The 25,668-nt window shown below is 39.1% G+C and carries 28 protein-coding genes; 18 read left to right on the forward strand and 10 right to left on the reverse strand.

Annotated elements, in window-relative coordinates:
* The 9 genes from J576_RS20210 to csrA all read left to right on the forward strand — a co-directional run.
* Window positions 1–684, forward strand: a 684-nt coding sequence (locus J576_RS20210; protein ID WP_033855617.1) for a hypothetical protein, incomplete at its 5' end; no start/stop codon positions are given.
* 14 nt (window positions 685–698) lie between these two features.
* Window positions 699–1,907 (forward strand): hypothetical protein, encoded by a 1,209-nt coding sequence (locus J576_RS12880; RefSeq protein ID WP_033855618.1) that lies wholly within the window; start codon window positions 699–701, stop codon window positions 1,905–1,907.
* A gap of 1 nt (window position 1,908) precedes the next feature.
* Window positions 1,909–2,154 carry a hypothetical protein gene (locus tag J576_RS12885; protein WP_032059700.1) on the forward strand — a complete coding sequence of 82 codons (246 nt, stop codon included), beginning with the start codon at window positions 1,909–1,911 and terminating at the stop codon, window positions 2,152–2,154.
* Between the two features lie 2 nt (window positions 2,155–2,156).
* Window positions 2,157–2,486 (forward strand): hypothetical protein, encoded by a 330-nt coding sequence (locus J576_RS19375; protein ID WP_004736107.1) that lies wholly within the window; start codon window positions 2,157–2,159, stop codon window positions 2,484–2,486.
* On the forward strand, window positions 2,483–2,830 hold the full coding sequence (locus tag J576_RS12900) for a hypothetical protein (RefSeq protein ID WP_000609972.1): 348 nt from the start codon (window positions 2,483–2,485) through the stop codon (window positions 2,828–2,830). Before J576_RS19375 ends, J576_RS12900 begins: the two co-directional genes overlap by 4 nt.
* On the forward strand, window positions 2,827–3,402 hold the full coding sequence (locus J576_RS12905) for a DUF262 domain-containing protein (RefSeq protein ID WP_033855619.1): 576 nt from the start codon (window positions 2,827–2,829) through the stop codon (window positions 3,400–3,402). The genes J576_RS12900 and J576_RS12905 overlap by 4 nt, the downstream gene beginning before the upstream one ends.
* Window position 3,403: 1 nt before the next feature.
* Window positions 3,404–3,619, forward strand: a complete 216-nt coding sequence (locus J576_RS12910) for a hypothetical protein (protein WP_000362184.1) — start codon at window positions 3,404–3,406, stop codon at window positions 3,617–3,619.
* A gap of 209 nt (window positions 3,620–3,828) precedes the next feature.
* Entirely contained in the window at window positions 3,829–5,109 is a 1,281-nt protein-coding gene (locus tag J576_RS12915; protein WP_001185176.1) for an aspartate kinase, read from the forward strand.
* A 246-nt stretch (window positions 5,110–5,355) separates the two neighbouring features.
* Window positions 5,356–5,610, forward strand: a complete 255-nt coding sequence (gene csrA, locus J576_RS12920; RefSeq protein ID WP_000906487.1) for a carbon storage regulator CsrA — start codon at window positions 5,356–5,358, stop codon at window positions 5,608–5,610.
* A 69-nt stretch (window positions 5,611–5,679) separates the two neighbouring features.
* On the opposite strand, the gene rnhB is transcribed toward csrA, so the two are convergent.
* Entirely contained in the window at window positions 5,680–6,246 is a 567-nt protein-coding gene (gene rnhB, locus J576_RS12925) for a ribonuclease HII (RefSeq protein WP_000495832.1), read from the reverse strand.
* A 66-nt stretch (window positions 6,247–6,312) separates the two neighbouring features.
* On the reverse strand, window positions 6,313–6,690 hold the full coding sequence (locus tag J576_RS12930; RefSeq protein WP_002156817.1) for a hypothetical protein: 378 nt from the start codon (window positions 6,688–6,690) through the stop codon (window positions 6,313–6,315).
* 240 nt (window positions 6,691–6,930) lie between these two features.
* Between J576_RS12930 and J576_RS12935 the strand changes: the two genes are divergently transcribed.
* A complete protein-coding gene (locus J576_RS12935) occupies window positions 6,931–7,488 on the forward strand; it encodes a cytochrome b (RefSeq protein ID WP_002156818.1) in 558 nt (185 codons plus the stop codon).
* Window positions 7,489–7,531: 43 nt separating this feature from the next.
* On the opposite strand, the gene J576_RS12940 is transcribed toward J576_RS12935, so the two are convergent.
* The 6 genes from J576_RS12940 to J576_RS12965 all read right to left on the reverse strand — a co-directional run bounded on the left by J576_RS12940 (window position 7,532) and on the right by J576_RS12965 (window position 14,313).
* On the reverse strand, window positions 7,532–8,530 hold the full coding sequence (locus J576_RS12940) for an adenosine deaminase (RefSeq protein WP_002156878.1): 999 nt from the start codon (window positions 8,528–8,530) through the stop codon (window positions 7,532–7,534).
* Window positions 8,531–8,641: 111 nt separating this feature from the next.
* Window positions 8,642–9,961 (reverse strand): NCS2 family permease, encoded by a 1,320-nt coding sequence (locus J576_RS12945; protein WP_002156845.1) that lies wholly within the window; start codon window positions 9,959–9,961, stop codon window positions 8,642–8,644.
* Between the two features lie 322 nt (window positions 9,962–10,283).
* A complete protein-coding gene (locus tag J576_RS12950; protein ID WP_004709863.1) occupies window positions 10,284–10,511 on the reverse strand; it encodes a hypothetical protein in 228 nt (75 codons plus the stop codon).
* A gap of 369 nt (window positions 10,512–10,880) precedes the next feature.
* Window positions 10,881–12,431: a flavin-containing monooxygenase gene (locus J576_RS12955; RefSeq protein WP_002156847.1), complete on the reverse strand. Its 1,551-nt coding sequence runs from the start codon at window positions 12,429–12,431 to the stop codon at window positions 10,881–10,883.
* 23 nt (window positions 12,432–12,454) lie between these two features.
* Complete coding sequence (locus tag J576_RS12960; RefSeq protein ID WP_002156860.1) at window positions 12,455–13,285, reverse strand: SDR family NAD(P)-dependent oxidoreductase; 831 nt, start codon at window positions 13,283–13,285, stop codon at window positions 12,455–12,457.
* 65 nt (window positions 13,286–13,350) lie between these two features.
* A complete protein-coding gene (locus J576_RS12965; protein WP_002156843.1) occupies window positions 13,351–14,313 on the reverse strand; it encodes a metal-dependent hydrolase in 963 nt (320 codons plus the stop codon).
* A gap of 510 nt (window positions 14,314–14,823) precedes the next feature.
* Here J576_RS12965 and J576_RS12970 point away from each other — a divergent pair.
* Window positions 14,824–15,546 (forward strand): pirin family protein, encoded by a 723-nt coding sequence (locus J576_RS12970; RefSeq protein ID WP_002156869.1) that lies wholly within the window; start codon window positions 14,824–14,826, stop codon window positions 15,544–15,546.
* A gap of 59 nt (window positions 15,547–15,605) precedes the next feature.
* On the opposite strand, the gene J576_RS12975 is transcribed toward J576_RS12970, so the two are convergent.
* Window positions 15,606–16,229, reverse strand: coding sequence for a TetR/AcrR family transcriptional regulator (locus J576_RS12975; protein WP_002156858.1), 624 nt, complete (start codon window positions 16,227–16,229; stop codon window positions 15,606–15,608).
* Between the two features lie 526 nt (window positions 16,230–16,755).
* On the opposite strand from J576_RS12975, the gene J576_RS12980 reads away from it, so the two are divergent.
* From J576_RS12980 to J576_RS12995, 4 genes are all read left to right on the forward strand, one after another.
* Complete coding sequence (locus J576_RS12980) at window positions 16,756–17,715, forward strand: metal-dependent hydrolase (protein ID WP_002156880.1); 960 nt, start codon at window positions 16,756–16,758, stop codon at window positions 17,713–17,715.
* 59 nt (window positions 17,716–17,774) lie between these two features.
* The gene (locus J576_RS12985; RefSeq protein WP_002156874.1) at window positions 17,775–18,608 is read left to right on the forward strand and encodes an SDR family NAD(P)-dependent oxidoreductase; all 834 of its coding nucleotides are present in this window, start codon (window positions 17,775–17,777) and stop codon (window positions 18,606–18,608) included.
* A 23-nt stretch (window positions 18,609–18,631) separates the two neighbouring features.
* The gene (locus J576_RS12990) at window positions 18,632–20,155 is read left to right on the forward strand and encodes a flavin-containing monooxygenase (protein WP_033855620.1); all 1,524 of its coding nucleotides are present in this window, start codon (window positions 18,632–18,634) and stop codon (window positions 20,153–20,155) included.
* A gap of 111 nt (window positions 20,156–20,266) precedes the next feature.
* A complete protein-coding gene (locus J576_RS12995; protein ID WP_002156837.1) occupies window positions 20,267–21,142 on the forward strand; it encodes a class I SAM-dependent methyltransferase in 876 nt (291 codons plus the stop codon).
* An 11-nt stretch (window positions 21,143–21,153) separates the two neighbouring features.
* Here the strand turns inward: J576_RS12995 and J576_RS13000 are convergent, their stop codons facing one another.
* The gene (locus J576_RS13000) at window positions 21,154–22,167 is read right to left on the reverse strand and encodes an AraC family transcriptional regulator (protein ID WP_025467899.1); all 1,014 of its coding nucleotides are present in this window, start codon (window positions 22,165–22,167) and stop codon (window positions 21,154–21,156) included.
* A 136-nt stretch (window positions 22,168–22,303) separates the two neighbouring features.
* On the opposite strand from J576_RS13000, the gene J576_RS13005 reads away from it, so the two are divergent.
* The 3 genes from J576_RS13005 (at window position 22,304) to J576_RS13015 (ending at window position 25,656) form a co-directional block, all read left to right on the forward strand.
* Window positions 22,304–23,791, forward strand: coding sequence for a flavin-containing monooxygenase (locus J576_RS13005; RefSeq protein ID WP_002156859.1), 1,488 nt, complete (start codon window positions 22,304–22,306; stop codon window positions 23,789–23,791).
* Between the two features lie 44 nt (window positions 23,792–23,835).
* Window positions 23,836–24,690 carry an SDR family NAD(P)-dependent oxidoreductase gene (locus tag J576_RS13010; protein ID WP_002051080.1) on the forward strand — a complete coding sequence of 285 codons (855 nt, stop codon included), beginning with the start codon at window positions 23,836–23,838 and terminating at the stop codon, window positions 24,688–24,690.
* A 72-nt stretch (window positions 24,691–24,762) separates the two neighbouring features.
* Entirely contained in the window at window positions 24,763–25,656 is an 894-nt protein-coding gene (locus J576_RS13015; protein WP_002156797.1) for an alpha/beta hydrolase, read from the forward strand.
* Window positions 25,657–25,668 lie beyond the last annotated feature (12 nt).

Consider the following 25,668-nt stretch of genomic DNA (forward strand, 5'->3'; position numbering starts at 1 on the left):
TTTGGTTATTTAAAAGGTAAATCAGATATTAACCCTCAATGGCGATTAATGGCTATGACTCAGGCCTTTGGTCCTGTTGGTCATGGCTGGACTTATAGACATGTACGTTTATGGTCTGAAACCGCGCCAGATGGAACCATTATGGCTTTTGCTGAAGTAGCAGTAAAAACCAAGATTGATGGTGTTTGGGGTGAGGAATTTTTCGGCAACGGCGGTTCAGCAATTGTTGAAGTTCAAAAGGGCAAATTAGTAGCGATTGATGAAGGTTATAAAAAGGCCGTTACTGATGCTCTTGGTGTAGCGTTTAAAGCTATTGGTGTGGCAGCTGATGTCTACCTCGGTAATTTTGATGGAAGTAAATATCTATACAACTATGACTATGCCTATCTAGAGCAAAATGCCTCTACCCCAGCAGGTCAAAATACAAATCAAAATAATCAGACAATCGCTCAGGGTGGTAACCAGAAGCCGCCTCGTACTCAGGACCAACTATATCAAGATGCATTAAAAGCAATTAAAGATGCACCAGACACCAACATCTTAAATGCTGCGATTAAGAAGTTTAAAGGTACTACGTATGAGGCGGGTATCAATAGAGCATGCCAAGCACGTGCCGATCAGATGGGTTGGGCACCTAAAAACAATCCTCAGCAAGTTCAGCAACTACAGTCGTTACATCACTAAAAGGAGAGCTATTTATGTCTAACTTACTAACTGCAGCTGAAGCATTTGCAGCTCTTCAAAACGGTAAAACTGTTCTATGTCGTCCAGCCGGAGACATGTTGGACTTTGCCGATTTAGATCAATTCCCCGCTTCTGTTTTTGGCAAACCGGGTTTTGAATTCTGCATCAAAATCGAAACTATTGAACTGGCTGGCATTACATTCACAAAGCCATTAACTATTGATGAATATGAGGAAGGACAGGATGTTTTTGTAATTACTACATATTCGCCTTCTATTTACGTCGTGAATTTTAGAACCACCGCATTAATTGAATCTATTAATAGCGGCTTTGTTCAACGTGATGCAGAAAACGCCAAGCTTCAATTAAAAGCACTATCTAAAGCGTTAGGTTTTGAAGTTAGTGACGATTTTAGTGTTATTCGTCTTGGTGAGGAACCTAAAAAACAGAGAGGCAAAAAATCAAAAGCTGAGCCAGTGGCAAAAGTAATACCTTCTGAAGTTTTCCCTGCAGATAAACAGCCAGCGATTGTTATTACAGAACAAACTAATGTCACAGCTTCCGAAGACCTATTAACTCCAGTTACTAACGAACTTAATATTAAGCCGAATGTTAATGCCCAATTTGAAATTTTGCTTGATGCAATCCGTATTTGCCAGTCAGAAAAAGAGCTAGATTCAACTTGTGCGAATCTTGAAAAAGAAGGCTTTACTCAAGAGCAAATTGACCAAATAAATCTGGCTAAGCAAGAACGATTAATTGAACTCGATTTTATTGAAATGGATGCTGCTGATACAGCTAGTGAACAAGTTTTTTCTGATTTAGATGCGCAAGCAAATGATGAAGTGGCAACCATTTCAATGCCTGAAAATTATGAATCATTAGTTCAAAGCATCCAGAACTTTCATACCCCTGAAGAAGTTAATAGTGTTATCCGTTACACCACTAAATGGACGGAGGAACAACGTAAGCCACTATTAAATGAAATGCACAAACGCCTTGCAGAGTTAAAGCAAACAAAACAAGAAGATGATGGATTATCACCTTTAATCGTCCGCCTCCAATATGCGGCAGATCTAAAAACGCTTGAAGAATTAGAGTTAGAAATTCCTTCACGCCATCAAGACGTTCATAAAACCTTATGGAATATGGCCAAAAAGCGCCGTAGTCAACTCAATGCGGCCGCTCATGAACCAGCATATCTTTTAGAGGATGGCCTCTAATATGAAAGATCAGTACAAGAAAGTGAGCCAAAAACACATGCTTGGTTTTATGTACTACTTGCAATTGCTGGGCTACGTAATAGTTCGGCAAGGCATGGATCAAGCAATGTTTCTAACCAAACATTATGCGGTACCAGTCTCTTGGCGGCGAATAACAATCGACTATCACAACCGATTAAACAAACCTGCTCAGCAGCTTTATAAAGAATTTGTTGAGTGGACTAAAGAAGAATATTTGAGGGCTTAACGATGTTTAATGAAGATGAAGAAAAGTTGGCTCATGAAAATTGGTACAAGAATAATGACCCAATTGCGTACAAGTTTTATAGAGATCTTAGTCCTGAATTTGAAACAGATTTTTATACAAGTGAAATTGCTTGGTTAGCAAGAGCTAAAGCTCAGGCGGTGCCAGATACACACATTGTTGTGCCAAGAAATAGAGAAGTTGTTGTTGCAATTGAAAAGATGGTTGAACAGCAAGTGGAAGCCAGCGGCATTACAAGTGATGTATTCCGGTTAGATGGTTGGAGAATTTTAGACGCTATTCAAGAAGCAAGCGAATCGGGAGCTGAGGGATGATTAATCAATTAAAACCAGTTGAAGTGGTGCGTAACCAGTATGGCGAATGGACACATCCGGAAGTAGACGCTTACTTGAAAAATATTCTTGGTGATGACGCTGAGTTTATGACTCAAGAGCAATGGGATGAGCTTAAGCGTCACTTCAATATTGTGACAGTTAAAACTTACTTAGAGTCAACTGTATCTCCTGATGAGTTTGATGAAATTATGGATGATGCAGATTTATCAAAATGGCAGCCATTGGCACCTCATGGATTCTTCTTAATGTCTATTTACTTCACGGAAGATGGTGCTGACGCAATTTGGGCTAAAGAAAAACAAGTAGAGGGAGCTGAGGGATGAGTTTAACACCTGATGAGTTCCGGCAGATTGTTAATCCATTGGAACGCCCCACAAGAACTTGGCACTGTAGTTTTTCTTATCTTGAAACATGGTTGCATTGTGAAAGTGAAGATATTCCGCATGGTGTAGAACTAGTACCCGATTTTCAACGTGGGCATGTATGGACTAAAAAACAGCAAACCAACTATATAGAAAATGTCTTGAGGTTAATTGTAGATGAAAGCGGATTAACAATTCGATTCAACTGCCCTTCTTGGAGAAAAGAGAGAGCAAAAGATCGTGATCTTCTTGATCAAATGGTGTGTATTGATGGTTTGCAAAGATTAACTGCCATCAGAAGGTTTATTGCAGGTGAATTAAAGGTCTTTGGTCTTAAGTTTGATCAACTACCTAAAAGGCAAATATTTAGAGATTTGCAGATTGTGGTGAAGATGTATGACTTTCAATACAAGGCAGATTTACTAAAGTTTTACTTAGATATTAATGGTGGCGGTATAGCTCACAGTAGATCTGAATTAAAGAGAGTTGAGGCCATGTTAGAAGAAGTTAAAGCGGAAAGTAAGGAGGGGTAAGGTGGATAAATATCTGACATCTAACAATGTGTGTGAGATGTTTCATATTACTAAACGCACACTTAATCGTTGGGAAATTAACACTCCTTGGGGTATTCCCTTCCCAGCCCCAGCTTTAAGTTCTGAAGGCGGGACAATGAAAAGATACCTCGCTACTGATGTAATGAAGTGGGAGGAAGAATGCCAGCAAAAGAAGCAACTAAAAAAAGCTATATAAGTTGTACCGAAGCTAACAATCAGCAAACTTGATGAAATTAGTCCAGATCAATGATTGTTAGCATATTTACGTTACTATATACTGTCCGCCGAATCACGGCTTGCTAGATAAACTCAGCAATTTCATTTATGTACACAATGGTGTACATATAATGAAACCAAGGAAGCAAGAATATACTTTTCCCGTTTAATTATAAGGGTTTAGGCGATATGGCATTAATCGTTCAAAAATATGGCGGTACTTCTATGGGTACCCCCGAGCGCATTTTAAATGTTGCTCGTCGTGTGAAGCGTTGGCATGATCACGGTCACAAGGTTGTTGTGGTCGTATCTGCAATGAGTGGTGAAACAAACCGCTTACTTGCCCTCGCTAAAGCCATTACCGAAACACCTGACCCACGCGAGTTAGACCAAATGGTTTCAACCGGTGAACAGGTGACGATTTCCATGTTAGCTATGGCACTTAATTCGATTGGTGTGGAAGCTAAATCCTATACCGGACGTCAAGTCGGTATTAAAACTGACAGTGCATTTACCAAGGCGCGTATTGAGTCGATTGACACAGATGTCATGACCAATGACCTAGATGCAGGCCGTGTTATTGTAGTTGCAGGCTTCCAAGGCTTTGACGCTAATGGAAACACAACTACTCTAGGACGTGGTGGTTCAGATACTTCTGGTGTTGCGATTGCTGCTGCACTTAAAGCAGATGAATGCCAAATCTATACTGACGTTGATGGTGTTTACACTACAGATCCTCGTGTTGCTCCTAAAGCGAAGAAAATTGATCGTATTTCTTTTGAAGAAATGCTAGAAATGGCATCATTAGGTTCAAAAGTTTTACAAATTCGCTCAGTAGAATTTGCCGGAAAATATCAAGTTCCTTTACGCGTATTATCAAGCTTTGATAATGATGACGACGGCGCATTTGACGACGAATTTAAAGAAAATGTAGGTACACTCATTACTACTGAGGCAGAAGACACTATGGAACAGCCAATCATTGCAGGTATTGCTTTTAACCGTGACGAAGCAAAATTAACGATTTTAGGTGTACCTGATGAACCAGGTATTGCTTCTAAAATTTTATCACCAGTAAGTGATGCCAACATTGAAGTGGACATGATAGTCCAAAATGTTGAAGAAGATGGCACAACAGATTTTACGTTTACTGTAAACCGTGTTGATTTAGCGAAAGCTGAAAAAATCTTAAATGAAACTGCCAAAAATATTGGTGCACGCGAAGTTTCAACACGTGACGATATTGTAAAAGTTTCGATTGTTGGTGTGGGTATGCGCTCACACGCTGGTGTAGCAAGCAAGATGTTTACTGCCCTCGCAGACGAAGGCATTAATATCCTTATGATCTCAACATCTGAAATTAAGGTGTCTGTCATCATTGATGAGAAATATCTTGAACTTGCAGTTCGTTGCCTACATACCGCTTTTGGTTTAGATCGCGAACACGGTGAAAGCAGCGCCCGCGCTTAATTTTACCAACCGGTCAAGAATTCATTAAAAAATGTTTACTTGTCCGACAATAATCAAAGAAAACACAGAGCCGCTATAGTTTTTTTTATAGCGGCTCTGTTATATTAAACGGAAAGTTTTTTGGCAGAGATTATCAAAATATGACTTTGTTCTCATATTTCTGTTAGAATCTGACTGAAAACTGAGGTTGAGCTTTTTATTTGGGTACCAATATTGCAGTTTTAAGCGTTTAGCAAGGAGATAAACATGCTGATTCTGACCCGCCGTGTCGGGGAAACATTAATGATTGGGGATCAAGTCAGTGTTACTGTGCTTGGCGTCAAAGGAAACCAGGTTCGAATTGGTGTGAATGCGCCAAAAGAGGTTTCTGTTCATCGCGAAGAAATTTATCAACGTATTCAACATGAACGTGCAATGCATGAACACCTTCAACATCTTGATCAAGATTATCAAGTTTCATATGAAGATGATAATTATGCACAGAAAAACTTCAATCGTTAGTATGAAGTTATTCTCTCCCTAATTAAAGCGACTTTATAGTCGCTTTAAATTTTTTGGGAGTATATAAATTTATAGCCCTAATGCACGTTTTACAGGTGCATAACTACGACGATGCTGATCGATTACACCGTGAGCTGCAATCGCTTCAAAATGCGCTTTAGTTGGATAACCCTTATGTTTGGCAAAACCAAATAATGGATATTGCTGATCTAATTCTGCCATTTGTCGATCACGTGTGACTTTTGCCAAGATACTAGCTGCACTAATCTCGGCATGGCTCGCATCTCCTCCAACAATCGCTTCACAAGGAATAATGATGCCTTTTGGAATTTGGTTGCCATCTACAATGACTTTTTGAGGCTGTGTTTTTAGACCATCCACTGCACGTTGCATAGCCAAAAAAGTTGCTTGCAAGATATTCAGCTCATCAATCTCTGCATGGGTAGCTTCTGCTATTGACCATGCCAAAGCTTTTTCCTGAATTTCGATAAACAACTTTTCACGTTTCTTTTCAGTTAATTTTTTAGAATCGTTTAATCCTAAAATTGGATTGTTCGGATCTAAAATAACAGCTGCAGCAACAACTGAACCCACTAGTGGGCCTCGCCCCGCCTCATCTACGCCTGCAACAAACATGTATACTCCAATAAAAAAAGAGGCCGATCAATATGAGTCAGCCTTCTTTGAAACTCAAATTATTAATTACTTTTGCAAAGCTTCTGCTACACAAGCGTTTACAGTATTAGAGACAACCTGATTTACAACTGTTGCACGTGCCGCAGGGTCAAGTGCAGCAGTAGCCAAATCAACTGCTGTAACACTGTTTGGTGCCTTTTCACTTACGCAACCACAAACATTAGTTTGAATACTATCACGTTGTTCAGCAGTCATAAGCTTGGTTGCTGTTTTCCATGCAGCAACATTATTAATTTCTGTAATACATTTCGCGTTTACAGCCACTTTTAATGCAGTCATGCCTAACTGTTGAGTTGCTGTTTCTGTAGAACCTGCACCAGGCGTGGTCGCACATGCCGTTAAAGCTAAAACAACTGGTGCCATAGCAAGCATCAATTTTTTCATCATTTTTTCCTTTGATCGAACGTAAGCAGCGCGTATTTTGCCTAAACTTGTGCTTAGAAGAAACAAATAAATTGATGCATTTGTGCAATCTAACTCTGTTATTTTCCAACTCAAGTTGACTATGTTTCTTCAATTAAAGCGTTCTGTTTATAGCACGCTCCGTTACGAGAACAACATTTCTCAAAATCAACCCTTTCTCATAAAATCTAGCATTAAAATGACAAAAAAATAGGGTCTTTTATGCCTGCCTCATCCTCTCAATACTACACCCGTACTGCACAGATTCTGCATTGGGTCATGGCAATCATTTTCATTACCGCTTGGGTAATTGGCTTTTATAGTGGAAACTTTTTAAGTTACGATGCTGATGGTAGCTTTAAAGGTGATGTCATTACACTACATAAAAACATTGCCACAACCATTATTTTTCTAGTAGTTATTCGCCTTTTCTGGCGTTACACCCACCCAGCCCCACAGCTCCCTGACACCATGTCACCCACTATGAAAACCCTAGCTCACATCGGACATTTATTGCTTTATGTGATTTTAGTGGCTTTACCTGTGACAGGATGTTTATTTAGCTGGAGTGCTGGTCATCCTGCCCCTGTTTTATATTTATTTGAAATTCCACGTTTAGTACAAGATAACCCCGAGATATTAGCGATTGTTAAACCATTACATATTTATATTTCGTGGTTTGCAGGTTTACTTATTGTTGGGCATGTTCTGGCAGCTTTAAAACATCACTTTGTGGATAAAGACAATGTTTTAAACAGTATGACCAAACAGCCTAAATAAATTCTATGTTAAAAAAACCGCCTATCACAGGCGGTTTTTTTATTTAGATTTTTTGGATTTCTGAAATCCACTTTTGCTTCTCTTCATCTGAGATGAAAGAGGCTTCAAAAGAGTTAATTGCGAGTTGCTTCAACTCATCATTACTTAAATCTAAGGCCTGCTGAATAGCAATAAAGTTATCATTCATATAACCGCCAAAATATGAAGGATCATCCGAGTTAACAGTCACATGTACGCCTTTTTGTAAAAGACGGCGGATGTTGTGATCTTTCATATCCTTAACGACACATAGCTTTAAGTTACTTAAAGGACAAACCGTTAATGGCATTTTTTCGTTAATTAGACGAGCCATTAATTGTTCGTCTTCTTCAGAACGCACGCCGTGATCAATACGGTTTACTTTGAGCAAGTCTAAAGCTTCCCATACATATTCAGGTGGGCCTTCTTCGCCTGCGTGAGCCACGATTAAGAATCCTTCCTCACGTGCCTTAGCAAAAACACGTTCAAACTTAGCTGGTGGATGGCCTACTTCACTTGAATCAAGTCCAACAGCAATGATGTCTTCTTTAAACGGTAAAGCTTGCTCAAGTGTTTCAAATGCAGCTTCTTCGCTTAAATGACGCAAGAAACACATAATAAGCTGAGAGCTAATACCAAATTTGGTTTTTGCGTCAGCACATGCACGTTTAAGCCCATTGATCACCGTTGCAAACGCAATACCACGGTCGGTATGAGTTTGCGGGTCGAAGAACATTTCTGTATGAACGACACGATCTTCTGCACATTTCTCAAAATATGCCCATGCTAAATCATAAAAATCTTGCTCATGAACAAGAACATTTGCACCAGCATAGTAAATATCTAAAAATGATTGAAGATTATGAAAGTTATAAGCTTGCTTTACTTCTTCAACAGATTTGTAAGGAATCTGAATCTGATTACGCTGTGCAATAGCGAACATTAATTCAGGTTCAAACGTCCCTTCAATATGCACATGCAACTCGGCTTTTGGTAAGGCCTGAATCAGCTCGACTTGATTCATATTAACTCCACATCTAAAGAAAAAAGGGTGTGGTAAGCACACCCTTCTATAATTTCCTTCTTATATCTCTATCACTAAAATAGTTCTAGAAGAAAATTATGAAAAATCATATTAACCGCCAAAAGCGATAAATTTAAATACCCAAAGAGCAGCAATAATCCATACCATGTATGGAACAGTTTTTGCCTTACCTGTGAATAATTTAACTAATGCATAGCTGATGAAGCCCATAGCAATACCATCTGCAATTGAGTACGCAAATGGCATAAATACAATCGTTAAAAAGGCTGGAACACCTTCTGTAATATCATCCCAATCAATGTGCGTGATCCCTTGGATCATGAGTACACCAATGAACAATAAAGCTGGAGCTGTTGCAAAACCTGGCACAGATTGAGCAAGAGGTGCCAAGAATAAACAGCAAATAAATAAGAAAGCGACCACTACTGCAGTTAAACCTGTACGTCCACCTGCTGCTACACCTGAAGCCGATTCAATATATGGCGTGGTTGATGATGTACCTAATGCTGCACCAGCAACAATTGCAGTAGAGTCAGCAAATAGTGCTTTTTTCAAACGTGGCAATTTGCCATCTTTTAAAAGGCCCGCACGGTGTGAAACACCTACCAAAGTACCCGTACTGTCAAACAAGTCAACAATAAAGAATACGAAGATCACACCCACCATACTTGCGGTAAACAGACCTTTAAAGTCCATTTGCATAAATGTTGGTGCAATTGAAGGAATCTGCCCTACTACACCTTTAAATTCATTTAAACCTAAAGCAGTCGCAATTGCTGTCACCACTAAAATACTAATAATGATGGCACCACGGACTTTAAGCTGATGTAAAACAACAATAAGTAAAAAGCCAAATAAAGCCAGTAGTACAGTAGGCTGTTTAATATCGCCCAAACCCACTAATGTTGCTTTATTTGCAACAATAATTCCGGCATTTTTTAACGCAATAAGCGCCAGGAATAAGCCAATACCACCACCTATCGCAAATTTAAGCGACATTGGAATTGCATTAACAATCGCTTCACGAACTTTAAAGAAGCTGATTGCAAGAAATACAACGCCTGAAACAAAAACAGCAGCTAAAGCTGTCTGCCATGGCACCCCCATACCCATACATACCGAATAGGTAAAATAAGCATTAAGCCCCATACCCGGTGCTAAGGCAATTGGATAATTGGCAATAATACCCATCACTAAACAACCGATTGCTGCTGCCAAACAGGTCGCAACGAATACGGCGCCATGATCCATGCCGGTTTCAGATAAAATGAGTGGATTGACAATGATGATGTAACACATCGTTAAAAACGTAGTTACACCAGCAAGAACTTCTGTTCGAAACGTGGTTTTATTGTCGCTTAACTTAAATAAACGCTCTAACCAGCCTGCCGAAGAATTGGGCGCCGCCATAAGTAGCCTCTATGCAAAATCTGAGCTGTGGAATATGTACTTCTATGTAGGTATCTGAGCAATCTTGTTTTTCTGATCAGATCTCTAGACAAAAATCTTCAATAGACGAAGCAACAAATATGCCACTCATTCGATTTCTGCTGTCATACACAGAAAATAGCCACAGCCCCTCTTGAAACACAAAAAAGCTGCATAACCCCTATGCAGCTTTTTTACTATACGTTCAATAAGTTTAACAGATTCAAAAGCAACATGATCAAAATTTATGAAAAGATATGATCAATGGCACAGTTTTTAAAGCAAATAATAATGACTACTTTGCTTAGAAAAACACTTTTTTATCGCTGATATATTTTTGCAAATTATATGAAGCTAAATTGCTATGACTAATACGATTAGGATTGCGCTCAATTGTTTGCAAATTTTTTTCAGCTTCCTGAATAATCCTCATGAGCTCTTGATGTCTTTTATTTTGGGTATCTAAATACGCCCAGTACCCTAGTACAAACACGATACTCACACACAACACTATTAATACTTTATTGATCATTATTATTATCTCTATGTTTTTAATGTTAATGATCTTAACAAAAAATAACCAGTTTGTGAATATTTTCACATTTATTTACAATAATTATTAATCACTCAAAATATTGATATAAAAAATGTTTTCTAATTTGCAATTTTAAAAAAGAGTAAAAATAATACTTTTCACTTAAAAATTCATTTTTAAAAATAACTATATTTTTTTAATAAAAACTTATATAGCCTTATTCACCTACTTTTATTTTTAAGTATATTTAAATTTATTTTTCAATTTAACTTCATTAAATTATTTGTCGAATTTTAATTCATTGTTCAATCTATTAAATAATAAAAAGCCCATTTCAATAAATTAAAATGGGCTTTTATAAAGTCATTAACCAGCAACTTCTTCAGCTTTAGGTTTTGCCTTTATCAAATCAGCTTCATAAATCACATCATATTCTTCTAACTTTAAATGATGTAAACGTTGTTTAAGCTTTTTTAACGACCATGGCCATGCCGCGAAGTTGCGACCATTTGCATCGAGATAGTAACTTTTACATCCCCCGCTATTGAATACTGTGGTTTGTAGATGTTTTTGTACCAAGTCGTTGTGCTTTTTAATCACTTCTGATTTCACTGAAAGCTTAGCAATACCTTTTGCCTTCATTTGTAGCAAACCATCTATAATATATTGCAGTTGTGCTTCGGCAAGACCAATAAATGAGTCATAGACCAAAACATTTGGCCCAAGCATAAGAAATGCATTAGGTACATTTTCAATATTGGTTCCTAAATAAGCTTCTGGTGAGGAGTCTTTCCAAAGCTCAGCCAAACATTCCCCTTTTTCGTTATGTACACGTTTACCAATAGGGGGATGAGACACTTCAAATCCAGTACCCCAAATAATCACATCAACTTCGTGGCGTTCACCATTGGCAGCAATCACCGTATTGCCTTCGACTTTAACTAGACCATGTGGAATAAGCGTCGTGTTAGGTGCCTGTAACGCTGGATAATAGTTATTGGCAAACAAAATACGCTTACAGCCAATATCGAAATTAGGCGTTACGTTTTTACGCAAGACTGGATCTTTGATTTGCAGCTTTAACAATTGTTTTGCAGCAAAATTGACAGGTTTTAATGCTTTTGGGTTGCGTAGGCCAAAATTAATGACATTTAAAGTACCCGCTACAGCCTGTCGCCAAGTCGCTTGAATAGCTGGGTATTTGGCAATGACAGATTTACTCAACTCGCCCAAGTCCGTATCGGGCTTCGGTAGTACCCAAGGTGCTGTACGTTGGAATACAAACAACTCTTTGGCTTTAGGTTGAATTTGTGGCACAAACTGAATAGCAGATGCACCAGTACCAATTACAGCAATGCGTTTTCCAGTTAAGTCATAGTCATGGTTCCATTTCGCTGAATGGAACATTTCACCAGTAAAGGTATCTAAACCTTCAAGACGTGGTATCTGGGCTTCAGTAATTGGACCTGTAGCAAATAAAACTGTTTTAGCGATATACAAACCAGAGCTTGTCTCTAGCTTCCAGATATTTTTTTGGTTATCCCACTCTGCTTTTAATAATTCGGTATTGAATTCAATTAAGGGCTCAATATCAAACTCACGACTAACATCTTCTAAATAACTTAAAATTTCCGGTTGGCGTGCAAATAAATGGCTCCATTTTGCACTTGGGGCAAAAGAGTAAGAATAAAGTGATGATGGAACATCACAACCACAGCCCGGATAGGTATTTTCACGCCAAGTACCACCGACGCGGCTGGCTTTTTCAATAATTTTAAAATTGGTTAAGCCTGCTTCGTTTAGCTTAATTGCTGCAGCCAAGCCAGAAATACCTGCACCGACAATAAAAGTGTCATAAACATGTGCAACTTCTTGGGTTTTACGTGTGCGTGTATTTGTTCTAGGTTTAGTGACCATAATTTTTCTGCCTATACAAAATTTTATTTAAATAGCTGATACGAAAGCCCAAGGAACTTTGCATATAGGGTTGGAGATGTTCTTTTCATAAGCCAGAATAATTTGGCGTCGATCTGTGGCGTGGTATAGAGCTGCCCTCGATCTAATCGATTCAATGTTAAAGCCGCAACTGCGTCACTGGTTGTCATGGCGTAGTTCGTGAGTGCATGGTCTGCAAGCTTGGAATAACGGCCCGGAATACGACCATTTTTAATGATATTGGTAGGTACCAAAGTTGGGCACAGCACATTCACTTTAATATTGAATTTGCGCAGCTCGGCTGAAAGGGTTTCTGATAATGCCAATACACCGGCTTTCGTTACATTGTAGACACTCATTTCTGGAGCAGCCGTGTACGATGCTGCAGAAGCTACATTAATAATTGCACCGTAACCTAGTTTTTTGAGCTTTGGCACAAATGCATGACAACCATGAATAACACCCCATAGGTTTACATGCATACACCATTTCCAGTCTTCCAAACTCATTTCATCAAATTTGCCGCCTAGCCCTACGCCGGCATTATTAATGATGAGTGTTACTGGATGATCAAGTAACTGTTCTGCTTGATCAGCCAAAGCCTGTACTTGTTCTGCTTGCCCAACATCGCACTGTACAGCAAATGCTTTTTGTCCCAACTGTTCAATTATCTTTACGGTTTCTTCAGCAGCTTCTAAATTAATATCCGCACATACCACGTTGCCACCGCGTTTTGCCAATTCAAGTGCAAAGCTACGGCCAATTCCACTGCCTGCTCCAGTCACCACCGCATATGCATTTCGACTCGGCTGATCTTTCTTACCAAATAGAATCATAGTAAATCCTAAAAAATTTTAGGGAGACGGCAGTAATTTGGGTATTACTGCCGTGACCAACAGCTTTATGAAACTGCACGAACTGGTGGAGTAAATTCCTTCACAAAGTAAGGTGCAATCGCACCGCCCTCGTTCAGTAATTTGTTTTTGTAGTACTCAAGGTATTGAGTCGTATCATGGTCATTTGGATGGAAGTTAGGACGTAAGTAATCAAAAATCTGGCCAATGGTGCTGCCAAATACGCCATCTTTTGGACTAAAAATTAAGTTGACGCCACGACGTGCATCTTTCCAGAATTTTCTGGTTAACAGTTCTTTTGGCTTACGCAGTACGGGTACCAATAAAGTTGCGGTTGGAATAAGCCCTAAAATGGTGATGAAAGCCATTAAAAAGCCGGTTGCACGCAATGGATAGTTACCGTTCAAAATCTGATAGACATCATAAGCAATGTCTTTATGCTCAGATTCTTCAAGCATATGCCACATCCATAACGCACGGCTTTTCGCATCATCGGTATAATAAAAATTCTTTTCATGCTTCATCATGTATTCAGCAAGTACTGCCGTAAAGTGTTCAATCCCCGCCATGAGTGAAAGCTTTAATGGCTGAGGGAATTTTAAAAACACATATTTAAAGAAGTTCTCGCCCAAGAAACGATACAAATCGACCGGATATTCCAGCTCTTTAATTGCATCATTAAACTCATTATGCAATTTTGAATGGATGGCTTCTTGACCGATGAGGGAAGTCACACGCTGTTTTAAAATCGGATCTTGAATAAATTCACGGTGGTGACGCGCTGTTTCAATCACCAGATCTTCACCATAGGTCAAGAAAACCGAAAGCGTGGCAAAGAACAAAGTTGCAAACTGGTTATTGACGTAAAACTCGATATCAATTTCTTTGCCATCAAACCCGATATTTAGATGACGGATTGGGATAGATCCTTTATTTGAAAAGTCTATCTTTTGATACTGAGCTATAACTGATTTAGGAGAAATAACATTTCGGATAGCTTGAGCGACCATTTTCGACACCCTATAAAATTTGTTAAATACAAGACAGCGTCGAATCAAACAGTTAAAGTTGTCTTTAGATTATTTCTTGCAATCTTTAACTGCTCTAGAACAAAAATTTGCTCGAATACATCTGCCTTGCCATGTTTTATGAACTTAAATATTGTTAAGTTCACCAAATCAGATTAAATAGTGCGCTTGATATAACTCTCGAACAAGGACAAAAAAAGCCAACCCACATTGAAACTTTTTGCCAACTTAAATATTTTTGATAATTTCAAATAACTTATATAACCTACTATTATTCATAATGATTTAAATAAAATACATTTGTCCTAAAATGATAAAAATATGGCTTTAAAAGATAACAAATGAAATATTATGCCTACTTCGATAGAAATCTTATTTCAATATTTCAGCGTTCCAAAAATCACACTAAGCTTTCTATTTTCAGAGCTTTATTGCACAAATGAAAACGATAAACTGCATTCAGAGAAAAAAATTGAATGAGGATAATAAATCATGTTTGATATGCGTTTATCTCATGAGCGTGGTGCAGCACATCATGGCTGGTTACAGTCAAAACACACGTTTTCATTTGCAAATTATTGGGACCCGAAACAAGTAGGCTTTTCAGATTTGCTTGTGATTAATGACGATACTGTTGCTCCATCGAAAGGTTTTGGTACTCACCCTCACCGCAACATGGAAATTATTTCTTATGTGCTTGAAGGTGCATTAGAACATAAAGACTCAATGGGTACAGGTTCGGTTATTGTACCTGGTGATATTCAGTTAATGAGTGCAGGCCGTGGTGTTGCTCATAGTGAATTTAACCACTCTGCACAAGAAAACGTGCACTTCTTACAAATTTGGGTTGTTCCAAATGAAGTGAACACCACACCGGGCTATCAACAATTGCATATTTCCGAGGAAGACAAACGCGGTAAATTGCACTTGATGATTTCACCAAAAGGTGGCGAAAAAACTTTGTCGATCAAACAAGATATTAATATTTATTCTGGTCTTTTTGACGGCGAAGAAACAGCAGAATTTGCAATTCCTGAAGGTCGTTATGTTTACCTTCATATAGCAAAAGGCCGTATTGATGTAAATGGTCAAACCTTTACCACAGGTGATGCTGCGCGAATTCGTGATGGAGGCAAGTTATCATTTACTAATGGTGATAATGCTGAAATTCTGATTTTTGATATGCGTCCGGAAGAAGTTCCAACCATGCCATAATCAACAAAACACCTGCATAGTTATATGCAGGTGTTTTTTTATATATTAAAAATTAAAAACTATGAATGGTCTTCCGAGCGTGCCATTTCAGTATTGATATAACTCATGATCATAGTGGTTAACCCTTGCACCATTTCATCAAAACTAATAAATGGGTTAGGTAAAATAAGATGTCTTGCTACGTTAAAAATACCGCTATTTATACAAATGTAAGTAATGACAGGTAAGTTATTAATTTTTAAATATTTAGGATTATGCATCATATATTTCATGATGACTTCCATTAAAGCCTGTTCAATTTTTGGAATATATTTGTCGTATTGCAACTCACCTGCATAACGTAAAACGGTTAAGTAACGGTCATTATTCTTCTTTAATAAATCACTAAATGTATAAAAGATCATTTCGATAACAGGCTCTAACTCCAACTCTAGAATTGTAGGAGTTAACTCTTTAATCATATCGAGAATTTCACTCACAAAGTAGTGATTCATCGCATCATAAATTTCTTCTTTATTTTTAAAATACTCATAAAGTGACCCAACACTCACACCTGCAATTTCTGCAATATGACGTGTAGTGGTACCACTTGGTCCATGCAATGCTACGGCAATAAAACCTGCTTCAATAATAGTATCAACAGTGACTTTGGCTCGTGCCTGACGGGGTTTTCGCGTAGACATATTTTCTTATAAATAATCCGAACATAAGCTCAGGTTAGCATGTAATTTAGCCCTACCCTAATAAAAAAACAAAATCCGAATACTTGTCAAATTTCATGACAAAATTTCTTTAGAGGTATGGCAAAACATAGTTATGAGTTCTTTTATTATTAGGAAATTACTTTTAAAAGAAATTAAAATATTCAAATAAAAATCAATGTATTAATAAAATTTTAAACTAATTTTTTATTTTATTTATACATTAGATTTGAGCTTAAATAAATTGAAAAGTTACCCGAATTGAATCCGAACATAAACTCAGATTAATATGAAAAAATCTAAAAAGAGGTTGATTCATTTTATCAAGTTCGCCTCTTTTTCCGTTATTCAGTCAAATAATCAAACAAATAACGGAGCAACATCACCGTACTCAGTAAGCAGAGAAAACTGCTTTTTGAAAATGGAATTTACAGTGCCCTGTTGGAAATCAAAGCTTTTTGATTTTCAACAACATCGCACTATCACTGATTAATCTGAAGGTGTCGCCATGATCTCGACCACAGTTAAAAAATCACTAAATAAAATTAAATTTTACCGTGAAATCGAGTTACCAGATTTTGCCAGTAAAAAATCTATCCCAATCCGTCATTTAAATATTGGTTTTGATGGAAAAGAAATTGATGTCAGATTCTATATGGACAATCAATTTGCGACGATTTTTTTTGCTACGCTTTCAGTATTTCTAACCTATGGTGAAGATTTGGTGATTGAAACTGCTCGTCACCACCGCGAATTTATTCAAGACCCCGTGTTAAAGCAACGCGTTACCTCCCTCATTGGTCAAGAAGCCATCCATTCAAAATTGCACAATGAATATAACGATGCGCTTAAAGATGTTGAGTATCCTGTCGATTTATATCGTTTCTTAGGCGAGAACTTCTTTAAATATGTATTTTTAAAATTTCCACAACCGCTTAAATTATCGATGATGGCTGGTATTGAGCATTTTACAGCGGTACTTGCCGAATACATGATGAAACATGAGAAGAACTTTTACTATTCAGACGATGCCAAAAGCCGTGCACTATGGATGTGGCATATGCTTGAAGAATCTGAGCATAAAGATATTGCCTATGATGTTTATCAATTACTCAATGGTAGCTACCCACTACGAGCTTCTGGCTTCTTCTTAGCTTTCTTTACTATTTTAGGTTTAATCCCTGCAACTACCTTGTTTATTCCTGTTTTAAGAAAACCACAGGAAATGCTGACTAGAAAATTCTGGAAAGATGCTCGCCGTGGTGTGGGACTTATCTTTGGTCCAAAAGATGGCGTATTCGGTAGCACGATTGGCCAAATTTTCGATTACTTACGCCCTGACTTCCACCCAAATGATCATGACACCACTGAATATCTAGAGTACTACAAAGACAAATTACTGAACGAAGGAGGTGCAATTGCGCCTTACTTTGTGAAGGAATTTACTCCGCCTGTACGCTTATCTTAACTGGCTTGCAACCAGTCACTCAATGGCTGGTTTTCCTTAAATCTATTTCGGGATGAATCATGATTTTATTTGGTAAAAAGAAAGTTAAACCAAGCCAAAAAGCTTATGCCGTTGTGACTGGCGCAGGCAGTGGAATTGGACGGAGTTTTGCACTTGAACTGGCAAAACGTGGTGGTAGCGTAGTGTGTGCAGATATTAATTTAGAAGCCGCAGAAGAAACGGTAAAGCTTCTTGAACAAGAAGGCGCAAAAGCTTTTGCCATGCGCTGCGATGTGGGTAATGCAGAACAAGTGAACCACCTAGCTGAAACTGCTGAAATTTTACTTGGTCACCCTGTGACCCTTGTCATTAATAATGCAGGTGTGGGATTAGGCGGTAAGTTTGACGAACTCAGTCTAGAAGACTGGAACTGGGTCATGAATATTAACCTTTGGGGTGTTATTCATGGTTGCCATGCATTTGTACCAAAGTTTAAAAAGTTAGGTTACGGCGCGATTATTAATGTGGCTTCGGCGGCATCTTACACTGCTGCTCCAGAAATGACTGCTTATAACGTAACGAAAGCGGGTGTGCGTGCGCTATCTGAAACACTTTCGGCCGAACTTCGTAAATTTAACATTAAAGTCAATGTGCTCTGCCCAACTTTGGTACCCACCAATATCATTAAAAATGGTCGTATTCCAGGTCGCTATTCCAAGCTTGCAGACCATGCACTCATGAACTATGCACTCACCACAAGTGATGATGTCGCCAAACTCACACTTAACCGTCTTGATCAGGATGAGCTTTATACCATTCCTCAAATCGACGCGAAGTTGTTCTGGCTCATGAAACGTGCATCTCCAAGCTTGTATACCAAGTTCCTTGGTACCTCTTACAAATTATTTAAATAAGAAATTTTATAGGTAGTACCCATATGACTGCTCAAATGAAAACAAATGCATCAGCAAAAAAAGCTGTCAATTCACCTAGCCATATTTACGATACCTTTATTGTGGGTGCCGGAATTTCCGGTATTGCCGCAGCAATTCGTCTCGACCAAGTGGGCTATACCAACTACAAAATTATTGAAAAAGCAGCACGTGTAGGTGGTACTTGGCGTGAAAACACCTATCCAGGCTGTGGCTGCGATGTACCTTCAGCTCTGTATTCTTACTCGTTTGCCCCAAGTGCAAAATGGAGTCACTTATTTGCACGCCAACCGGAAATTTTAAGTTACTTAGAAGATGTAAGTCGTGAGTTTAATATCACGTCTAAAATTGAGTTTAACAACGAACTGCTCAATGCTGCTTGGGACGAAACACGCCATTTATGGGTACTTGATACAACTAGTGGTCAATATCTATCGCGAACTGTTATTTTTGCAACAGGCCCAATTACCGAAGCACAAATTCCACGTCTTGAAGGTTTAGATACCTTTACTGGTGAAATGTTCCATTCAGCGAAATGGAACCATGACTATGACTTAACTGGAAAACGCATTGCTGTAATTGGTACAGGTGCATCTGCCATTCAGTTTGTGCCACAAATTCAACCCAAAGCAAAAGAGCTATTTGTGTTCCAACGTACAGCACCTTGGGTACTACCAAAACCAGATACCGACTTGGGCGAGTTGAGTAAATCCGTCATTGCCAAATATCCAGCGATTCAGGCAAGCTGGCGTAAAAGTGTAGCGCTAACGCTCAATGCAATTAACTTTGGTTTACGTAACCCACTTGCGCTAAAACCAGTAAATGTACTCGGCAAGCAATTACTTAAACTTCAAATTGCAGACCCTGAGTTACGTAAAAACGTAACGCCTAATTTTGATATTGGTTGTAAACGTATTTTGTTTGCTAACAATTACTACCCTGCACTACAAGCACCGAATACCACGCTTATTCCACATGGTTTAGTGAAGGTTGAAGGAAATACGGTGATTGCTGCCAATGGTGAACGCCACGAAGTTGATGTGATTATTTGGGGCACCGGGTTTGAAGTATCTCCCCCGCCAATCGGTAAACGTGTGTTTAATGAAAAAGGACAACGTTTAAATGATTTATGGAAAAACACTTCACCAGAAGCTTACTTAGGAACCAACATTGAAAATGTACCAAATGCATTCTTAGTTTTGGGACCAAACGTACTGGTTTATGACTCGTTTATTGGCTTGGCAGAAGCACAGCTCGACTATATTGTAGATGGTTTGCTAAAAATTAAAAACAAAGGGATTAGCAAACTAAACGTTAAGTCTGATGTAATTAAAAAGCACAACGACTTGGTGCAAAAGCATCTTCAAACCACTGTATTCAATAGTGGTGGCTGTAAGAGTTATTACCTTGATGCTAACGGTCGCAACTTTGCAGCATGGCCGTGGTCATTGAAAAAGCTTAAACAACGTTTGAAAAAACTAGATTTGAAGGATTATGAAGTTACATATCAAATGTCAAAGACACATTAATTTGTAAATTTGACCAAATCAGTTGTAAGGAATGGGCAGTGTATTTTAGATTTTCATGAAATACACTGCCTTCTTCATTCAATCTTCAAGAAATAAAAGAACAGGTTAAAGATGAAAGAAGGTCAATCAAGCCGTACTGCCGAAGCCGCTGCTGCTTTACGTGCGAATCACTTTAAAAATACGACAAACCCTGTATTTTCAGATCCCTATGCTTTTGAAATGACCAGTAAAGGTTGGAAAAAGCTTTTATCTACACCACTCATTGTTAAATTAATGAATTCACCCATTTTAAACCGTACCTTAGGTTTATTGAGTGGGCAGGTGGTGGGCCGATCACGTTATGCTGAAGATTTACTTAATCAGGCTGTTCAACACCATATTGAGCAATATGTTTTGGTTGGGGCGGGTTTAGACTCTTTTGTATTACGTGAGTCACAACATTACCCAACTTTAAAAATTTTTGAAGTGGACCATCCTGATACTCAAGCTGCGAAACAATCCAAACTCAAAAAACTAGGAAATATTCCTACTACTGTTGAATTTGTTGCTATTAACTTTGAAAAAGAATCTATTTCTGAGGCGCTTGCCAGAAGTCGATATCTGCAACAGATACCTGCTTTTTTTTCTTGGTTGGGTACTACTCATTATTTAAAACCGGATACTACACTGCAAACTTTAAAAAGTATTGCTGAGTTTGCTGCAAACGATAGCGAAGTGGTACTCGACTATTCGACCGATTTTCAGGAGCTAAACGGTATTGAGCGTCTTGGGAGTATAGGTGTTGCACAGTTTACCCATTTACTGAAAGAACCTTTATTAGGCCAATTTAAACCTTCAGATTTACACAAAGCTGTAGAAAACATGGGCTTTGAAGTGGTCGAAGACCTATCAGGTGAAGCTATTACTGAACGTTATTTTTATAAGCGTGCCGATAATATACGCCATACATCAGCGACGCGCTTATTACATTTGCGTTTGAAAAAATAAAGATACTTGGATTATTGGTTATTTAATCGCATGGCATGAGGTGTTTTCCCATGCCATCTTTTATAAGCATGAATAAAGCTGGCAGGCTCTGCATAACCTAACCATTCGGCAATTTGCTCAACCGAAGCTTTTGGTAACGCCAAATATTGCTCTGCTAGAACTTGCCTGACCTCTTCACGAATTTGGATAAAAGTCATTCCTTCAGCTGACAAGTGACGGCGCAGGGTTCTTGTATTTAAATGCAGTCGATCAGCCACTATATCCATAGATGGCATTTCCCCACGCGTACTCATTAGCTGTTGTTGCACTAAGTTTGTAAATTTATTTTGTGATTGGCGTTTTTCTAATATTTGACGACATTGTTTTTCGGCTGTATGTAAAACTAGATCATTTGCCATAAGTAGCTTCTGGTCTACTTTTTGCGGATCAAGGATCACAAAACTTTTAGCTGCGCCAAATTCCGGCATAACCCCAAATAAATTCCGATAAGGCTCTGCATCGCCTTTAGGTTGAAAAGAAAAAGCCAAATATTGGCAAAAATTATCCTGCACCAAATCTCGCTGTACCGTAATGAGTGCAGCCGCATCGCGTTCAATAATGAATTGACGCACTGAAGATGGGATATCTTGTTCATCAATTTCGATACAGATTCCTTGCGGTGTATCCGACACCTCAAAGCGAGTAAAAGCAAAAGTTAAAGTGAAATAGGTTAAAGCCAAATCTAGTGCTTCGCGAATGCTGGCGCTACTCATCAGAGCCATGCCTAACGGCCCAAATGTGGTGAAATGATAGCGTGTGCCCACTTCTAAGCCTAATGTTGGTCTGTCTCCTAGTTGCTCAACCAAGTTATGAATCAACTGTAATTCCTGATGGCCTGTCACCACCATATTAGGATCAAGTAATTGTTGTTGGCTAAGTCCAGTCCCTTGCAAAATTGTCTGATAAGAAATGCCTGATTCCATCGCGAAATCAGCCATTAACCGAACACTATGTACACTGCGTTCAAATGCCCATGCATACTTCACTGTATCGCTCAGAATGTCCTCGAATCACAATATTTTGTCCTCATCCATCCTCTAAATCAAGTTAATAAACGTCTATTCTGCATACAGGAAATTGCGATTTTTTCGCTCACTGTTTTTAAGGATTTTAGAGCAGCCTATGTTTAATTCGTCGTCTAATTCAAATAAAAATGTACGCATCGCCATTATTGGCACTGGCTTTGGTGGTCTAGGACTTGCCATTCGTCTCAAACAAGCAGGTTTTGAACAATTTACTCTATTTGAAAAAGCTGCCGATGTAGGTGGTGTCTGGCGTGACAATACTTATCCGGGTGCTGCATGTGATGTGCCATCACATCTTTATTCTTTTTCTTTTGAACAGGAACTTGGTTGGAAAAATCGCTACGGGACCTCTCAAGAGATTTATCAATATTTGCGTCACTGTGCCGATAAATATGATCTTCGCCCGCACACCAAATTTAATACTGAAATAGCCAGCGCCGAATTTGATGCACTGCAAGGTGTATGGCACATCCAAAGTACAACTGGTGAACAGTTTGAAGCAGAATTTTTAGTGGGCGCGGTAGGCCAGCTCAACCGCCCTGCCTATCCAAAACTTAAAGGCATTGAAAACTTTAAGGGTAAGGCATTTCACTCAGCGCGTTGGGACCATGACTATGACTTAACTGGTAAACGTGTTGCAGTCATTGGCACAGGCGCAAGTGCGATTCAGTTTGTACCTGAAATTGCAAAACAAGTGGCTCACCTAGACGTTTATCAACGCTCAGCGCCTTATGTTATTCCAAAACCGGATCGGGTTTACCAACCTTTAGAGAAAAAAGCTTTCCGTAAACTGCCGATCTTGCAAAGTCTAGACCGTGCCTTGCAATATGGTCATCATGAAATTCGCCTACTTGCTTTTACAACTTCACTTAATGAAATGCCTTTGGTGGAATACATATTCCAGCGCCACATTCGAAAAGTTGTTAAAGATGGGAAGTTACGCCACCGCTTAATGCCGGACTATCCAATTGGTTGTAAACGTATTTTAATCTCTAACCACTGGTATGAAACGCTGACCCAACCTCATGTTGATGTGATTGATACAGGCATTCAAGAAATTACTGAACATGGCATTTTAGACACGGAAAGAAAGCTGCGTGAAGTTGATGCCATTATTTACGGTACAGGTTTTACGGCGACTGAATTTATGGCGCCAATGCAAATTACTGGACTTGATGGGCGTACATTAAAAGACACATGGAAAGATGGTGCTGAGGCTTATTTAGGCCTAACAGTAAACGGATTCCCTAACTTCTTTATGTTGTATGGACCAAATACCAACCTCGGGCATAACTCAATCGTCTATATGATTGAAAGTCAGGTGAATTATATTTTAGATGCACTGCGCACTACTTTGAAAAATAACCTGCTGTTCACCAACATTCGTGCCGAAATTCAACACGAGTTTAATCAAAATATTCAGGAAAAAATGAAAAAAACGGTGTGGGCGCAAGGCTGTACCAGTTGGTATCAAACTGCTGATGGCAAAAATACCAATAACTGGCCAGGTTTTACCCTTGAATACCGCCAACGCACTCGTCGCTTTGACATTGAAAACTACACGCAGGTTTCGGCTATTTCTTAAACAAGCTTCACCATAGGAAATGAGAAAAATAAACGGAGAATTTTATGAAGTCTTTTAAAAATAAAGTCGCAGCTGTGACAGGTGCGGGTTCAGGTATTGGACAAGCAATTGCAATCGCCCTCGCCAAACAAGGCTGTCATCTGGCACTTTCTGATATTAGTGAAGCCGGGTTAGCCAAAACAGTCGAGCTGTTGGCACCCTATTCTGTCAAAGTCTCCACTCAAAAAGTTGATGTGGCTAAGCGTGATGAAGTTGCAACTTGGGCAAAGGCAGTAGTAGATGAACATGGCCAAGTTAACCTGATTTTTAATAACGCTGGTGTCGCAATTGGTAGTACGGCTGAAGGTGTGAGCTACGAAGACCTTGAATGGCTCATTGGTATTAATTTTTGGGGCGTGGTTTATGGCACCAAAGAGTTTTTACCTTACTTAAAGCAAAGTGGTGATGGGCATATTATTAATATTTCCAGTATGTTTGGCTTAACAGCTCAACCGACCCAAAGTGCTTATAACGCAAGTAAATTTGCCGTTCGTGGTTTTACTGAATCCTTGCGCCAAGAACTTGATATGCAAAATGCTGGTGTGAGCGCGACTTGTGTGCATCCGGGTGGTATTCGCACCAATATTGCCAAAGCTGCACGTATGAATAATAGCGTCCAGTCTTTAGGAATGGACCCGCTAAAAAGCCAAGATGCTTTCGATAAATTACTTCGCACCCCTGCTGATGATGCAGCTCAGCAAATTTTGGAAGCTGTTCGTAAGGACCGTCGCCGTTTACTTATTGGAGCCGATGCAAAAGCCGTTGATGTAATTCAGCGTATTCTGCCGCAAGGCTACCAAAAGATCTTTGCAGCCGCGACCGCTTGGCAAACTCGCCTACTCAACAAATCAGCAAAATAAAAATAGTGGTCAGCATACTCTTGATTTTCAGAGATGCTGACTAATCTCACCTGCTTAGTATGAGTGCTTATCATGAAGCAACTTCTCGCATGGACCATTCGTACCACACTACGCCCGGCTTTATCTCCTAAAACGCCAGTGAAATTACAACGTTTTTGTAGCGATGCGGCCAGTGCTATTGTGCTTGGGCCACGTGGTTATCAAACTAAAAAGCAAAATATTGCTCAAGTACCGACAGTTCATATTCAGCCTAAAACGACCAAATCAGGGCTCGGCATTTTGTATTTGCATGGCGGTGGCTATGTAGTAGGCAGCTCAAAAAGTCACACAAAGCTTGCGGCTCAGATCGGGCAAGCAGCTCAGGCACAAGTCTGGTTAGCTGAATATCGCCTAGCCCCAGAACATCCAAGCCCTGCTGCTATTGAAGATAGCATTGCAGTCTATAAAGCTTTACTTGCTCAAGGACAAGATCCGAAAAAACTTGTAATTGCTGGTGACTCTGCCGGTGGCGGCCTGAGCTTAAGTACCGTTATTGCGCTAAGGAACGCAGGTTTACCTCTACCAGCGGCATTAGTTTTACTTTCACCTTGGGTTGACTTAAGTCTTTCAGGAAGCACGCTAAAAACTCATGCTGCTCAAGATGCAATGCTCTCAGAAAACTGGTTAGTTTGGTGTGCAAAAAACTATTGCGGCCAAAAATCGGCAACCGATCCGACCTGCTCCCCACTTTATGCTGACTTAACCGGATTACCACCGGTTCTGATCCATGTTGGTACCGAAGAAGTTTTATTAGATGATGCGAAACGTCTTGCAGAACAAGCCGAGAAATGCGGTATTCCGACCACATTTAAGATTTATGACAAAGTCGGGCACGTTTTTCAATTCCATGCAGGTATACTAAAAGAATCCGATGACTCAATTAAGCGCATTGGACAATTCATTGATAAACACATGCAGTCAATATAAAAAATATCACTA

Source organism: Acinetobacter sp. 766875 (genome assembly GCF_000582055.1).
GTDB classification, from domain to species: Bacteria; Pseudomonadota; Gammaproteobacteria; order Pseudomonadales; family Moraxellaceae; genus Acinetobacter; species Acinetobacter nosocomialis.